At 40.2% G+C, this 14,547-nt stretch carries 13 protein-coding genes; 7 read left to right on the top strand and 6 right to left on the bottom strand.

The window, feature by feature from the left end:
• Positions 1-9: 9 nt before the first annotated feature.
• Positions 10-1,056 (bottom strand): rod shape-determining protein, encoded by a 1,047-nt coding sequence (locus ACP7BU_RS08025; RefSeq protein WP_004279360.1) that lies wholly within the window; start codon positions 1,054-1,056, stop codon positions 10-12.
• 132 nt (positions 1,057-1,188) lie between these two features.
• Here ACP7BU_RS08025 and gatC point away from each other — a divergent pair, with 132 nt between their 5' ends.
• The 3 genes from gatC to gatB are packed head-to-tail and all read left to right on the top strand — an operon-like array spanning position 1,189 to position 4,515.
• Positions 1,189-1,503, top strand: a complete 315-nt coding sequence (gatC, locus tag ACP7BU_RS08020) for an Asp-tRNA(Asn)/Glu-tRNA(Gln) amidotransferase subunit GatC (RefSeq protein ID WP_064095715.1) — start codon at positions 1,189-1,191, stop codon at positions 1,501-1,503.
• Between the two features lie 52 nt (positions 1,504-1,555).
• Positions 1,556-3,034 carry an Asp-tRNA(Asn)/Glu-tRNA(Gln) amidotransferase subunit GatA gene (gatA, locus tag ACP7BU_RS08015; RefSeq protein ID WP_085064471.1) on the top strand — a complete coding sequence of 493 codons (1,479 nt, stop codon included), beginning with the start codon at positions 1,556-1,558 and terminating at the stop codon, positions 3,032-3,034.
• Positions 3,034-4,515: an Asp-tRNA(Asn)/Glu-tRNA(Gln) amidotransferase subunit GatB gene (gene gatB, locus ACP7BU_RS08010; protein WP_253146871.1), complete on the top strand. Its 1,482-nt coding sequence runs from the start codon at positions 3,034-3,036 to the stop codon at positions 4,513-4,515. Before gatA ends, gatB begins: the two co-directional genes overlap by 1 nt.
• 49 nt (positions 4,516-4,564) lie before the next feature.
• Here the strand turns inward: gatB and ACP7BU_RS08005 are convergent, their stop codons facing one another.
• Positions 4,565-5,365, bottom strand: a complete 801-nt coding sequence (locus ACP7BU_RS08005) for a hypothetical protein (protein ID WP_219309939.1) — start codon at positions 5,363-5,365, stop codon at positions 4,565-4,567.
• Positions 5,366-5,696: 331 nt separating this feature from the next.
• On the opposite strand from ACP7BU_RS08005, the gene ACP7BU_RS08000 reads away from it, so the two are divergent.
• The gene (locus tag ACP7BU_RS08000) at positions 5,697-6,068 is read left to right on the top strand and encodes a hypothetical protein (RefSeq protein WP_253112694.1); all 372 of its coding nucleotides are present in this window, start codon (positions 5,697-5,699) and stop codon (positions 6,066-6,068) included.
• Positions 6,069-6,378: 310 nt separating this feature from the next.
• Here the strand turns inward: ACP7BU_RS08000 and ACP7BU_RS07995 are convergent, their stop codons facing one another.
• The 4 genes from ACP7BU_RS07995 to sbmA form a co-directional block, all read right to left on the bottom strand.
• Positions 6,379-6,774, bottom strand: a complete 396-nt coding sequence (locus ACP7BU_RS07995; RefSeq protein ID WP_004279354.1) for a lysozyme inhibitor LprI family protein — start codon at positions 6,772-6,774, stop codon at positions 6,379-6,381.
• A 77-nt stretch (positions 6,775-6,851) separates the two neighbouring features.
• Complete coding sequence (locus ACP7BU_RS07990; RefSeq protein ID WP_425879645.1) at positions 6,852-7,373, bottom strand: hypothetical protein; 522 nt, start codon at positions 7,371-7,373, stop codon at positions 6,852-6,854.
• 277 nt (positions 7,374-7,650) lie between these two features.
• The gene (locus tag ACP7BU_RS07985; protein ID WP_425879643.1) at positions 7,651-8,631 is read right to left on the bottom strand and encodes a hypothetical protein; all 981 of its coding nucleotides are present in this window, start codon (positions 8,629-8,631) and stop codon (positions 7,651-7,653) included.
• A gap of 688 nt (positions 8,632-9,319) precedes the next feature.
• Complete coding sequence (gene sbmA / locus ACP7BU_RS07980; RefSeq protein ID WP_004730392.1) at positions 9,320-10,513, bottom strand: peptide antibiotic transporter SbmA; 1,194 nt, start codon at positions 10,511-10,513, stop codon at positions 9,320-9,322.
• Positions 10,514-11,016: 503 nt separating this feature from the next.
• On the opposite strand from sbmA, the gene ACP7BU_RS07975 reads away from it, so the two are divergent.
• The 3 genes from ACP7BU_RS07975 (at position 11,017) to ACP7BU_RS07965 (ending at position 14,544) form a co-directional block, all read left to right on the top strand.
• Positions 11,017-11,211 (top strand): hypothetical protein, encoded by a 195-nt coding sequence (locus ACP7BU_RS07975; RefSeq protein WP_004730396.1) that lies wholly within the window; start codon positions 11,017-11,019, stop codon positions 11,209-11,211.
• Positions 11,212-12,272: 1,061 nt separating this feature from the next.
• Positions 12,273-13,154 (top strand): trehalose-phosphatase, encoded by an 882-nt coding sequence (gene otsB, locus ACP7BU_RS07970; RefSeq protein WP_425879640.1) that lies wholly within the window; start codon positions 12,273-12,275, stop codon positions 13,152-13,154.
• Positions 13,111-14,544, top strand: a complete 1,434-nt coding sequence (locus ACP7BU_RS07965) for a trehalose-6-phosphate synthase (protein WP_425879638.1) — start codon at positions 13,111-13,113, stop codon at positions 14,542-14,544. Before otsB ends, ACP7BU_RS07965 begins: the two co-directional genes overlap by 44 nt.
• Positions 14,545-14,547: the final 3 nt, after the last annotated feature.

Genomic DNA, 14,547 nt, shown 5'->3' with positions numbered 1-14,547 from the left:
ATCCTTTTCTTAGCCTACGAATAACATGTCATGATTTGGGTTGTCGAAAAATTCGAGTACCTTGCCGCCACCACGTGTCACGCATGATAGTGGATCTTCTGCCACCACCACCGGCAGGCCAGTTTCTTTGGCAAGCAGCTTGTCCAGGTTACGCAGTAATGCACCACCACCAGTTAACACGATACCACGTTCAGCGATGTCCGAAGAAAGCTCAGGAGGGGTATGTTCTAAAGCAGATTTCACAGCAGACACGATGTTTTGCAATGGATCAGAAATCGCTTGGGTCACTTCGTCTGAATTGACCACAATCGCGCGAGGCACACCTTCTGCGAGGTTACGACCACGAACTTCAATTTCCAGCGGTTTAGCACCTTCATCAGGCAAAGCCATACCGACTTCTTTTTTGATCACTTCAGCCGTAGTTTCACCGATCACACAGCCATGCGCTTTACGCACGTAGTTAATGATCTGTTCATCAAAGACATCACCGCCGATACGTAAAGAATCGGCATAAACACAACCTTGTAGGGAAATGATTGCAATTTCAGTCGTACCACCACCAACATCGACGACCATCGAACCACAGGCCTGCTCAACTGGCATCCCTGCACCAATCGCTGCTGCCATTGGCTCTTCGATTAAACGCACATCACGTGCGCCCGCATTAAACACGGCTTCACGAATGGCGCGGCGCTCAACCAGAGTCGACTTACATGGCACACAAACCACGACACGCGGTGCTGGAGTAAATAAACGGTTTTCATGTACTTTGCGAATAAACTGATTCAGCATGGTCTCAGTGACTTCAAAATCCGCAATCACCCCGTCTTTCATGGGACGGATCGCTGAGATATTGGCTGGGGTACGACCTAGCATTTGCTTCGCTTCAAGACCGACTGCCGCAACAATTTTATGTGAACCACTATGACGGATGGCTACAACCGTTGGTTCATTTAATATAATGCCTCGTCCTGGCGCATAAATAAGTGTATTTGCTGTACCTAAATCAATGGCAAGATCGGGCGAAAACAAGCCTATTAGTCGTTTTAGAATCACGGGGACGTTCTCAGTTAAACTTTATATGGACGCAAGGTGGCCACTTTAACTAAATGTGATGATTTGGACAAGTCAATCGCTTATCATAACGCATGATAATTTGAATTTTTTTAATACTGATTAGGTAATATTATGTCTACATCGGATGCACAGCATTCTGCAGATTTAAGTGCAGAAACAGTTTCAGCTATTGCCAACCTTGCACGGTTATCTCTCAATGATACGCAATCTGCTGAATATGCTCAAAGTTTAAATAAAATTTTAGGCATGATGGAAACCCTGAAAGGCATCAATACCGATGGTGTTGAACCCCTGAAAAGCCCTTTCGACCACCCTCAGCCGCTACGTGATGATGTGGTTACCGAAACCAATCATCGTGAGCAATACCAGGCAGTTGCACCAGCTGTTCAGGATGGCTTGTACCTCGTACCGCGCGTGATTGAGTAATTACTACCCAGTTCATTCTTTTTATTAAATTAAACGTAAAGAATTATTTCTCATGACAGATTTACATCGCTTATCCATTCGTGAACTTAGTGAAGGTCTGGCAAATGCCCAGTTTTCATCTCGCGAATTGACTGAACATTACTTAAAACGCATTGCAAAAATTGATGCACAGGTTAAGGCTTATGTGACGGTGACTGCTGAACAGGCGTTGGCTGAAGCTGATGCTGCCGATGCTGCAATCAAAGCTGGCAATGCCTCTGCCCTGACTGGTGTGCCAGTTGCCCACAAAGACATTTTCTGTACCCAAGGCATTAAAACCACTGCCGGTTCAAAAATGCTGGACAATTTTATCTCTCCTTACGACGCAACCGTTGTAGCGAAAGGTAAAGCTGCGGGCCTGGTCACTTTGGGTAAAGTGAACATGGACGAATTCGCGATGGGTTCGACCTCTGAGAACTCATATTACGGCGCAACTGCCAACCCTTGGAACCTGGGCCATGTCCCTGGTGGTTCTTCAGGCGGTTCTGCAGCAGCTGTGGCAGCGGATTTGGCACCATTTGCAACTGGTACTGACACCGGTGGTTCAATCCGTCAACCTGCATCATTCTGTGGTCTGACCGGTCTTAAACCGACTTACGGTCGTGTATCGCGCTTCGGTATGATTGCCTATGCATCATCACTAGACCAAGGTGGTCCAATGGCACGTTCTGCAGAAGACTGTGCTTACCTGATGAATGTCATGGCCGGTCATGATGCCAAAGATTCAACTTCAATGGATCAAGTGGTAGATAACTATGTCGCGAACCTGAACGCTACCTCAGTAAAAGGTTTACGCATTGGTATTCCAAAACAGTATTTTAATGTTGCTGGCCTAGCTGAAGATGTTAAAGCACGTGTCGAAGAATCACTTAAAAAGTTAGAAGAAATGGGCGCTACGCTTGTTGAGATCGACCTCAACATGACTGAAAGCTATGTTCCGACTTATTACCTGATCGCACCTGCCGAAGCTTCTTCGAACCTATCACGTTTTGATGGCGTACGTTATGGCTATCGCGCAGAAAATCCTGTGGACCTGATGGACCTGTACAAGCGTTCACGTTCAGAAGGTTTTGGTGCAGAAGTGCAACGCCGTATCCTGATTGGTACGTATGCCCTATCTGCAGGTTATTACGATGCTTACTATGTAAAAGCACAGAAAGTACGTCGCCTGATCCAGCAAGATTTCCTTAAAGCATTTGAATCGGTCGATGTCATTGCAGCACCTTCTGCGCCAACGACTGCCTATAAAATTGGTGCAGATTTAACGCCAGTTGAAATGTACCTGGGCGATATTTACACGCTTGCGGTAAATCTGGCAGGTCTTCCTGCGATTAACGCGCCTGTCGGTTTTGACCAAAATAACTTGCCAGTTGGCTTACAGCTGATTGGTAATTACTGGTCAGAATCTCAATTGTTGTCTGTGGTACACCAGTATCAACAGGCCACCGATTGGCATACAAAACGCGCTGCAATTGCTGAGGAGAACGCATAATGGCTCAAGCTCAAAAATCGGCTAAACCAAAATCCAACCTGATTGATGGTTGGGAAGTCGTTATTGGTATCGAGATTCACACTCAGCTTGCCACCAATACCAAAATTTTTTCAGGTTCATCGACTGTTTTCGGTAATGATCCAAACACGCAAGCCAGCCTGGTTGATTTGGCTATGCCGGGCGTATTACCGGTATTAAACAAAGAAGTGGTTGATCTTGCGATTCGCTTTGGTCTGGGTATCGATGCTTACATCGATCAGGCGTCTGTATTTGCGCGTAAAAACTACTTCTATCCGGACTCTCCAAAAGGCTATCAGATCAGCCAGATGGACAACCCGATTGTGGGCTTGGGTCATATCGACATCCAGCTTGAAGATGGCACGGTTAAACGCATTGGCGTAACCCGTGCGCACCTTGAGGAAGATGCAGGTAAATCGATTCATGACCAGTTCGAAGGTATGTCAGGCATTGACTTGAACCGTGCCGGTACGCCGCTGCTTGAAATCGTTTCTGAACCGGATATGCGTTCGGTTGAAGAAGCGGTTGCTTATATCAAGGCAATTCACACTTTAGTGCGCTGGTTAGGTATTTCTGACGGTAACATGGCGGAGGGTTCGTTCCGTTGTGACTGTAACGTGTCGTTACGTCGTCCGGGTCAACCGTTTGGTACACGTTGTGAATTGAAAAACCTGAACTCATTCCGTTTCATTGAACAAGCGATCAATGTTGAAATTGAACGTCAAATGGAAATTCTGGACTGGGATGGCACCATTGATCAGGAAACGCGTCTGTTCGACCCTGTGAAAATGGAAACGCGTTCAATGCGTTCTAAAGAAGAAGCGAACGATTACCGCTACTTCCCGGATCCTGACTTGTTGCCTGTGGTGATTCCAGATGCGCAAATCGAAGCGATTAAAGCGCAAATGCCTGAGCTGCCTGCTGCTCGTCGTGCGCGTTTCGTGGCTGACTTCGGTGTGACTGAGTATGATGCTCACGTACTGACCCTGACTCGTGAAATGTCAGAGTTTTACGAAGATGTGGTAAAAGCTGCTGGCGGCGCTGCACAAGGTAAAATTGCTGCAAACTGGGTAATGGGTGAATTCTCCGGTGCTTTAAACAAAGCTGGCCTAGACCTTGCCGACTCTCCTGTGTCGAGTGAGAAATTGGGCGGTATGATTGCGCGTATTGTCGACAACACTATTAGCGGTAAGATCGCGAAACAAGTGTTCGGCTTTATGTGGGAAGAAGGCAAAACTGCGGACGAAATCATTGCGGAAAAAGGCTTGAAACAGGAAACTGATACAGGCGCGATTGAAGCAATCATTAAAGAAGTGCTTGCTGCTAACGAGAAGATGGTTGAAGAGTATAAATCTGGTAAAGAGAAAGCTTTCAACGGTCTAGTTGGTCAAGTGATGAAAGCATCACGTGGTAAGGCTAACCCTGCTCAAGTGAATGAATTGATGAAGAAATTGATTGGTTAAGGCTGATTGATTTTGGAATAAAAAAACCCGCTTTAGAGCGGGTTTTTTCTTAAAGATATGCTTCTTTTAATAGAATATTTAAATAATCATAAAAATCATTTAGTCTTTTATAAATGACTTCTTTTTCATAGTCTGAAAAAACTTCTTTTAAATTGGGATTTCGATCTAAATTTATTTTTACACAGATGTTAGTAGGACTTATTAAGAAGATTCTTTTCAAAATTACTGTATTATCATCCTGATCCTTTTCATCTTCTTGCTTATCAATAGTAGCATTACCAATCCAACAAAACCTGAGTTGCATTGCTGCTGATTCAAGTTTTGTGATTATGTCCAATGTTGAGTTATTCAACTCATATAATTTTTTAATTTCATTACTGTCAACCCCTATATAAAAACCATCAGTTTCTAAAATTTTCATAATTTCCCAACGATAGTTTTCAAATTCATCAGACCATTTTTTCTCATTCGCTTTAAAAACAGCATCTTCTCGATTTCGAAGATTTTCAGCATTATCACTTAACCTATATTTCGCTGTAATTTCTCTTTGTTTGGATACGATGTTCTTTAATTCACCTAACATTTTTATTTTAGAGGTTTCAAATAACTGTCTTTTCCATAAATCAAATCCCAGTAAAACCGCAATAGGTGCCATAAATGCCCCAACACCTAAAAATATAGAAATAAGATCATATCTCGACCATTTAGCTACATCCTTACTATTTAACCCAAGATCTTCAGGATACAAACTACCTAAATAAAAATAGAGAATAGTTAATGCTAAAGTTAAAAAAATGTAGACTACAATAAAAATAGCAATTTTTTGCAAGAGCTTTTTAGGAAAAAACATACACCATACGAACCAGATTAAGTAAATTAGATCAGCAACTAAACATGTAAAATAATAAAGATATTTATTTGAAAAAAGTTCCAATTACAAATTTCCCCTCATTTAAATCTAAGAGCATAAACATCTAATTATTAGAGTAATTTTATATTATACGATTTAAAAATCCGCTTGTAATGTAAAAAATCTAGTTTAATCAAAGATCTTTTTTTCAAAAATAACTTTAACTTAAGAATGAAATACACCTAACCAAAACAACATATCCATCAAAAAAGTATCCTCAATTGCCAAACTTGAAGACTTAGGACGTATTCAGCTTTCAAAGTCTTTATTTATGCGTGACTTCCTCTATAGCGAAATCGCCAACTGGTACGGTGTACCCAACTTCCCCGATCATCCTGACATTGCTATTCGTACAGGTACGGAACTCTGTCAACAACTACTCGAACCACTCCAAGACAAGTTTGGACGTATCGCGATTCGTTCAGCCTATTGCTCGCCAAGCGTCAACCAACTCGGCAACGAAAAAGGACATAACTGCGCAAGTAACGAGAAAAACTTTGCCAGCCACATTTGGGACTATCCCGATGCAAAAGGTTATGGGGCAACGGCGTGTATTGTCATTCCATCATTTTTAGCACTGTATGAAAAAGATCAAGCCAATTGGCAAAAACTCGTCTTTTGGATTCATAATAATTTGAATTAAAACCACCTACAATTTTTCCCAAAACTTTGTGCATTTAATATTGGTTGGCATGAACAACCTGCACGCGAAATTTATAGTTATATTCAACCCAAAGGCTATTTGCTGCGTGGTGAAGCTGTGAATAAAGAATTTGAGAAATTTTATCCTGATTTATTGTAATCATTAATCCCCCCAAATCCCCCTTTTTCAAAGGAGGACTTGCCACGTCATCAATTGATACGCGTGGTTCCCTCTCCTGAGCAAGTTTTAAAGCACTGCTTTAAAATGAAGCGCAAGAAAGGATGAAGGCTAGGGAGAGGATTTTTTTAAATTAATACTCTTCTCTTAAATTTTCTAATTCAGTCGCACGTGCGGCAGTCGCTTCCATGTAACAACTATTGCTATTTACAGTTGCAATCGTCCCTCCATTCGGGTCGGCATAAAAATCGCAATTGGCATCACGATAGCGAATCCAGAGACGCTGAACCTCTTGAAGCTGTTTTTTACGGTTTGCATTCAGCGATGCCATCGTCTGTTTATAGGCATTATTTAACCGTGTATCTTGGCGATCTGTTTCGGCCGCAATACAATCCAGCATATTTACAGTAACGCCACCTGAGCGATCCATACAATTTGAGTATTGCCGACTCAAATCATTGTCCCCTGCGTACAGCGCAGGAGGAAGTATAAACATACTTAAACCCAATAAAGCAGTGCGTTTGAACATAACAACCCCTATCTTTTCATTTATGTTATTCATAATAAATACCATAATTGAACCCTGGCACGCATGCATTCAATCAGTTATTTCCCTCTTAACTCACCCAACTTATTCCACACATCCGGTGTCAAGAAAGTGACCACCAGTTTATTTAAATCCACATAACGCAGCACACCTTTAAGCTGACTTTTCACTTCAGGATTTTCTAAAATTTCCTCACCGGTAATCCGTCCAAGTTCCTGAAAACTGTCACCCACCGCTTGTACGCCTTCCGCAGCAATTACCGCTTTGGTCTGTGCAGAACATTGCTCTACCAATATACGCTGCAATACTTGGGCTAAATTTTTATCCAGCTGGATTCTTTGTGCTTCATTCACATTACTGAATTTCTTCAATTCCGGATGTGCAGATAAGGCAACAAAGGTCCATTGCAGCACCGTTGTTTTATCTGCTGCCGTGGTGGATTTCACCAGACAGTTACTCAGCTGCTCGACGGTTGGCCCCGCAATAGCCATTTGGGTGGTAGCCATCAAGGCCATTGCCATTAATCCCCACCGAATTTTAGCTGTAAATCTGCGACGGATAACCTCAGTTTGGCGTGACATAAGCGAATCTCTTTTTTAACAATCAGCTACTTTGTATCATAGACTCGCACCTTGCCCGTGTTATTACTCTGTAATTTATGGCAATACACAAGCCACGGGCAAAAGACCGATATCTGATTAGGTGTATTGAGTGTAAATGTGAGTTTGAGATTAGAAATCCCCGTCTCTGTTCAGCATTTTTTAAGACGCCACTTTAAAAAAAAGGCGAGTGAAAGCATCCTCAGAATGTATTTTAAGGATTCTCGAAAGAGGATGGATTAAGAAGGAAAAAATAGTCCTACTTCACCTGCCTGAGCATATTCTTTGCTCCGGCATGATTATAATTATTGGCCAGGTTTTGCAAAATTTTTACCGCCTGACCTTTGGCATTGGAAAAACGGCTGCTATAACTCGGCACACTGGTTAAACAGCGTGCAACCAGCATCCCTGATTCAGTATAGACACGTGTTCCCTCTGTGCCCTGCAATTTGCCATAGTTATAGGCACGCTGGGCGTTGTTACATGCATTATTCAGATTCTTGCCACTGTTAATATCACGTCGCGCTGCCACATAAATCTTCATCTGATTTTGTTGCGGTGTTTCTGCTACCGCAGCTCGAGCTGATGCCGCTGCTAGCTGCTTTTTCTCTGCTTCTTTTTTCTCTAACTCTTTTCTTTCTAATTCCTTTCGCTCTAATTCTTTCTTCTCCAGTTCTTTACGTGCTGATTCCTTCAGCTCATTTGTCGTCTTTGCGGCAGGAGTCTTAGGAGGAGTCGTAGTTTTTATCGATGCAGGTTTGGTTTGCTCCAAAGCAACCCTGGCTTTAGTTGGACGATAAAAGTTTTTTGCTTGAGAAGGACTCATGACCTGGGTGAATAGTCGAACACTACGTGTCTGGCTAGATTTATCAACTTGTCGTTCAGAAGTTGGCTCAATCGAGACAATCCAGCTTTCAGTCAGGTCATCCATACGACACTGATAGGCACCACTACCTTGTACAACACCCCGATTGGCACTCAGGCGTTTACGCTGGGCAACATCTGCCACTGCACTAAAATTACTTTTATACAGCAGTGAAAATTTACCACCCTGTTCATGACAATATTGCGTCAGTATCGAACGCGGATACATGGCCTGAGTCGTGTTATTTTTCTGAGCTTGTCCCCAAAGATAAACATAATCTTTTGCACTACCATCACGTTGATTCAAAGCCCGTTTGGCAATTAGTTCTTCCGGACTGGCAAAAGGATGTAACACCTCTGATTTCAACCGATTCACGCTATTACATCCAGCTAAAGCTGCTGCCCCTATTATTAGAATTATTACTTTTAGCTTCACAGCAAATATCTCAACCCCAAAATCCCGTATAACATAGCTTAAATAGCACAAAACAACAAACACAAGATATTGATAACTATAATATTTAAATGGTAAAAAGGCACATATCAGCCTCAACTTTGCTGATTATGCCAAGCTTCATGTGATAAAAATTGACACAAGTATCATTTTTAAGCCAGATCAAATAACAAACAATTTCATTCAGGACTCAAGAAAAAGATAGAAAAAACACATAAAAAACCGAAGAAGGCGGTGAGTCCTTCTCCGGCGGCTTATTCAGGGAACGCTACAGACCTTTATTATAATGGGTAATAAATTTACCTTTTATCCGCTATAACATTGCCTGAACAAGATCAGCATAAGAATAATTTCCTCAACGTACATTTGTTATTTTTATACGTCAAACCACCGGAAATTAAACGCCATCTTGGCTGGCCCTTAGGATTTTAGACAAGAAAAAAATATCTGAATACCCCAATATTGGGAGGTTCTGACACGATTTACCCAAGTCATCTGACCAACGGTCAGATCGATATTTTCCATTGGATTTTGTAAATTAACTCGCCCTAAAAAAAGCCAAACCTAAAACTGTTTGGCTAATAAAGCAGGATAATAATATGAGAAAAAATTAATCAATATGTGATTCAAATGCTTTCAACCGTTTATAGATCGACATCAGTTCAATAATCGTCGGCCAAGACAGAATCAGATACTGGAAAGATTCCCGTACTTTGCCAAATACATTCAGGATTTGCATCATCAAACCAAGAGTAATTGCCCCTGCTGCAATACTTGGAAACAGAATAAATAATCCGTAAATATTGTCTAACTGCAAGTACCAGATCCGAACCATGTTGAAATAAGCATAGTGAAAATACAACCGGAAATAATTCCAGCGTACCCGGCTAAACAGTTCTTGTAATGTCAGCGGATGTGCGCGATCAGCATAGTCTTCGCCATAGACCAGCTCTTTACGATAGGCTGCCTCAACTTTCTGGTTATTGAACTCCAGTCCGGGCAATTTCATTCCCACGACCATTAAAATGACCGTACCCAATACCGCCCAGCCGATCGAGGCCCACATTAAAGCATGCGGTATTTCCCCTACAATCGGTAAAACTTTCACATGACTAGAGAGCTGATATAAGATCGGCAGGAATGCCATCAGCAACATCAGCGCTTCGATCAAGGAAACACTTAACTGCTCCGTGGTTTTGGCAAAGCGCATGGTATCTTCCTGGATACGTTGTGATGCACCTTCAATATGACGTAACTGCTCCCAATGTGCGGTGTAATAATCATTCATCGCGGTACGCCAGCGGAAGACATAATGGCTGACAAAAAACAGGTTAAATACCGCTAAAGTGACATAAACCATCGCAATATAAATAAAGGTTAATGCGCCTTGATACAGCAATGAAACATCCCCACCACCCTTAGTGAGCATTTGTTGAATCTGATCATAAAACGGGCTATACCATTCGTTTAATACGACATTGACCTGTACCCCGAACCAGATATTAAACAGAATAAATGCCGAGCCCCAGACCGACCAGCGCTGCCATCGGTGTCTGGCTTTCCATTGCCAGAACAGCGCAAATATCGTAGTTGCAATGAAATACCAGAGATAGAACCAGATAAATTGAGCTGACCAGAAACGCCCGATACCGATTGTAAGCTTTTCATCAAAATAACCTTCAGGAAAACCCAGATAGGTTCCCCATCCTGATCCGCCACTATGCCAAAGCACAAGATTAATGATAAACCACAAAATCAGGCTGCTAAAAAACCAGACGGGTTGCGGGAAAAATGACTTAAACATGCCGACCCAATTCTCCTTATATCTCTTGGTCATTCAAATGACGCATAGTTTATTCTTATTTTAGATTTTTACTGTTATAAAGCATTAATTTTCAATTTAGTGTAAAAAAGGATAGAAAGATATCGAGTCTATAGAAACTTATTTTTATCATTCAGCTCTGCGTTATGATTTTCCTTATATTCTCGATTTTTATCATTCAGCCGAGCGATATCAAAAAACAGAAAAATCATCATGTTTTTGACCTTTCGTTATTTTGATAGACTTTTTTATGCTTGTTATCTGTCGGGTTTATGTAAAAGAACTTCATGCTTCTGAGCACTGCGAGTATAGGATGAAAATCAGGCATACTGCATGTCTTCTAGGTATCTTTTATCTAAATAGAGCACCTCTCCCTATTTGAATAAGTCATTGATCAAGTTCTCAGTTTTTGAAGAAACAGTTAAATTTTCAAAAATCATGCTATGATTTAATTATCGAAAAGTAATCTTATTTTGGAAAAAACTATGGAAAGTTCAGTAATTGAATTACTTAAACCGGTGACTCTACAAAAAGAAAACTGCGACCCTATTATTTTTGAAGCAGGTACTGTTTTGAAAGTGGTGATGCAGACTCCAACCAGTCTTCTGGTCAGTAATGATGATGATTTTAACTTTACCATTCCTCTAAAAGACGAAAATGAAGTGTGGCGAGAAATCTGAGTATTTTTCTCTTATGCAAATAGATGGGTTGTATCTGAGTTGGGTTTCTTAACTTATAGGATACGACCCTTAGCTTTTCTCCACTTTGATTGCTCTTTTATTATTTTTTCAAAAAATTATTTCTTTCCTCTTCTGTCATCATTTACTGATTTTAAATTGGCTCATATCCATTTGAGCAAAAAATTCTGTTTAATTGAAACATCATTTAGTTTTGTAACCTATGTAAGATCACTAATGATCTGTTTTCGGTCTTTTGTATCTACTCTGTCCTTGCGATGACACCTTTACATCTCTTCTCTCTGTTTAGCTCAACTTCATCTAATACCTACGCTTCGATTCAAAAAAAGAATATTCAAGTTATTTTCAGAGTTTAGTCATAGAACTGGCGTTCATCTTTCTTCGATTTTTTATCCTCTGATAAAATTTATCAATAAGAATTAAAAAATAATCTGAGATGCTAAATTAAGAGGCTGTTTAAATTGTATAGCTCTGCAATTGGTCCCAAGAAAATTTGATAATACGAAATTTCCCTCTAGCCAATATTAGTATTTTTTCTTTTAAGACAGCTTAGCTAATTTTAAAAATTATTAATTTTCATAAACTTAAGTTAAATATTTTAATTATATATACCTGATTTATAAATTTATTTAGATTATTCTATTTAAAAAGATCTCAAAATTACATCTCCCCATATATTTAAAAAATAAAATACAAATTAATAATAAATACTATATTCTGAAAAATTAATTACAAAATACACATTCAAAAATAAAGATTAAATAATAAATCTTATTATGTAAAATCCTGAAAAACAATCAATCCAAGAAAATCTTAAAATATAAAATCCTCATAATTTATTTTTAAAATTTATTAACAATACTGGATTTCTACCAAAATATTTCTAAATCTTACAAAGTAACTGTACTTGTTAAAAGTGTTTCGTTTCTGCACTTAAAGCCAGTCTGTTAAATGAAATATGTTATAAATTTAATCAAAGCAATGACCATTCAGGTAATTCTAACTTTTAAATCAATTTAACTTCAGAGGCTTAGGTAGTATTTATGTCGACTCTAAAAGAAGATCAAGACCTAGAAGATTCACTTGCTACATCTTCTTATATATTACCTCAAGTGATTTTAAATCAGCTCAAACCTATCATTTATTCTCACAAACTTGTTTTATTTCTTGATATTGATGGAACCATTTCTGAATTCCACCCAGATCCAGCAAAAAGTATAATTAAGAGCGGAACCTTAAATACCTTAAAAGAGTTACAACAATATATTCAGCTAATATTAGTGACCGGTCGCTCAATTGCACAAGCCCAAAAAATTATTTATCCATTTGACTGGAATATTGCCGGTTCTCACGGTCTGGAATTAAGCTATCAATCGCGTTTAAGCAAGTTAATTGATTTAAATCCTGAACAGTTTGAATTATTAAAAAATTATATTACAGAACATAGTAATAATATTCCTCAGACTCGAATAGAAATTAAAGACTATTCAGTCGCCCTGCATTTTCGTGAACATCCCTATTTAGAGCATCAAGTGCATGCATTTGCCTTGAATTGTCTTACTCATTTTCAGGATTTTGAACTTAAGGCTGGAAAGTTTGTATTTGAACTGGTGCCCAAAGGTGCAAATAAAGGTTCAGCCATCCAACAAATCATTCAGCAATATCACTTAAGTGATCATTACCCCATTTTTATCGGAGATGACCTGACCGACGAAGCCGGTTTTCAAGTCATCAACACATTCAAAGGCTGCTCTATCAAAGTCGGTACAGGCAACACCGTGGCACAACATCGCCTCGAAAACGTGACTCAAGTACAGGCTTTTCTAGCGGAATTCTTAGAAATATTGAAAGCACAACAACAATTATTATTGGAGAAATTACATGTCGAAACTCATAGTGTTATCAAATCGTGTAAATCTACCTAAGTCAGACAATACACAGGCAGGTGGATTAGCGGTGGCATTGCAGGATGCTTTGCAGGATATAGGCGGTATCTGGGTTGGCTGGAATGGATCCCGAGTTGACCAGATGAAAGAGCAGAAGTTTCAAATCCTGAAGCATCAAAATGTTGAATATCACACGAGTCCATTGACTGAATCCCAATATCAAGGTTTTTATTGTGGTTTTGCCAACAATGCATTATGGCCACTGATGCACGATCAGCATCAACTTGTAGATTATCAGCCGCAGGATTTTAAGATCTATCAGGATGTCAATTTACGCTTTGCCAAGCACCTGAAACAGGTAGCATCTCCACATGATATTATCTGGATCCATGATTATCATTTTTTAAGCGTGGCGCATTATTGCCGTAAACTGGGCATGCGTAACCGTATTGGCTTTTTCCTGCATATTCCCTTTCCTGAACTAAGGCTCTGGCAGACTTTAGCCGCCCATCGCGATCTGGCACATCATTTGGCCAACTACGATGTACTGGGTTTACAGACCTCTCGCGATCAGGAAAACTGTTTAAATTTCCTTGAACAAACCTTAAAAGTGCAGCATCGTCACAATGAAATCCTGAATTATCAATCTCGAAAGATTCATGTGAAATGCTATCCGATTGGTGTGCATCCTGTGCAACTACAGAATCAGGCCTCAGATAGTCATCTGGAAAAGCTTCCCTTTGATCTGGAGACAGTGCAGCCTTATAAAACCATCATTTCAGTTGACCGGATTGATTATAGTAAAGGCTTATTGGAGAAAATCGGATCGTTGCAGAGCTTGCTGGAAGATCAACCGGAGTTTAAAAATCAATTCCAGCAATTACAAATTGCCTGCCCATGCCGACTGGATGTAAAAACCTATAAGAACCTGTATACGCAATTTAAATCTGCCGTGCATGAACTCAATAGCCAGCATGGCACAGCGGACTGGTTACCTTTCGATTGCAGCTATGATACTTTGGGCCATGAGGCATTGATGCAACTATATCGTAAGGCAGATATTTGCTGGGTAAATTCGATCCGGGATGGTATGAATCTGGTCGCCAAGGAATATATTGCTGCACAGGATCCTTTAGATCCGGGTGTCTTGATTCTATCTAAATATGCCGGTGCTGCTGAACAAATGAAAGAAGCCTTACTGGTCGATCCTTATGAGCATGACAGTATGGCTAAAGCTTTGAAGAAGGCGCTGCGCATGTCTAAATCAGAACGTTTAGAGCGCTATCGTTATTTAAGCCAAGGCTTGAAAAATTTCGATATTATTCGCTGGCGTGATCAGTTTATTACTGACCTGAAAAACTCACAAAGCTTGCGGATCTATCGTCCGGTGGCTGCAGGAGTTTCAAACCAGTTCAGTATGCATGCCTAAATT

Origin of the sequence: Acinetobacter sp. 40AMC3-4 (assembly GCF_049898185.1) — a bacterium.
Lineage (GTDB): Bacteria > Pseudomonadota > Gammaproteobacteria > Pseudomonadales > Moraxellaceae > Acinetobacter.
Note: the sequence above shows the minus strand (reverse complement) of the source record. Positions and strands in the feature narration are given on the sequence as shown.

What these genes read in the sequence shown, in the direction of transcription:
- gatC (WP_064095715.1), top strand. Translation starts at nt 1,189, where the DNA reads ATGTCTACATCGGATGCACAGCATTCTGCAGATTTAAGTGCAGAAACA.
- gatA (WP_085064471.1), top strand. Translation starts at nt 1,556, where the DNA reads ATGACAGATTTACATCGCTTATCCATTCGTGAACTTAGTGAAGGTCTG.
- ACP7BU_RS08000 (WP_253112694.1), top strand. Translation starts at nt 5,697, where the DNA reads ATGCGTGACTTCCTCTATAGCGAAATCGCCAACTGGTACGGTGTACCC.
- sbmA (WP_004730392.1), bottom strand. Translation starts at nt 10,513, where the DNA reads ATGTTTAAGTCATTTTTCCCGCAACCCGTCTGGTTTTTTAGCAGCCTG.
- ACP7BU_RS07990 (WP_425879645.1), bottom strand. Translation starts at nt 7,373, where the DNA reads ATGTCACGCCAAACTGAGGTTATCCGTCGCAGATTTACAGCTAAAATT.
- ACP7BU_RS07975 (WP_004730396.1), top strand. Translation starts at nt 11,017, where the DNA reads ATGGAAAGTTCAGTAATTGAATTACTTAAACCGGTGACTCTACAAAAA.
- otsB (WP_425879640.1), top strand. Translation starts at nt 12,273, where the DNA reads ATGTCGACTCTAAAAGAAGATCAAGACCTAGAAGATTCACTTGCTACA.
- ACP7BU_RS07995 (WP_004279354.1), bottom strand. Translation starts at nt 6,774, where the DNA reads ATGTTCAAACGCACTGCTTTATTGGGTTTAAGTATGTTTATACTTCCT.
- ACP7BU_RS07965 (WP_425879638.1), top strand. Translation starts at nt 13,111, where the DNA reads ATGTCGAAACTCATAGTGTTATCAAATCGTGTAAATCTACCTAAGTCA.
- ACP7BU_RS08005 (WP_219309939.1), bottom strand. Translation starts at nt 5,365, where the DNA reads ATGTTTTTTCCTAAAAAGCTCTTGCAAAAAATTGCTATTTTTATTGTA.
- gatB (WP_253146871.1), top strand. Translation starts at nt 3,034, where the DNA reads ATGGCTCAAGCTCAAAAATCGGCTAAACCAAAATCCAACCTGATTGAT.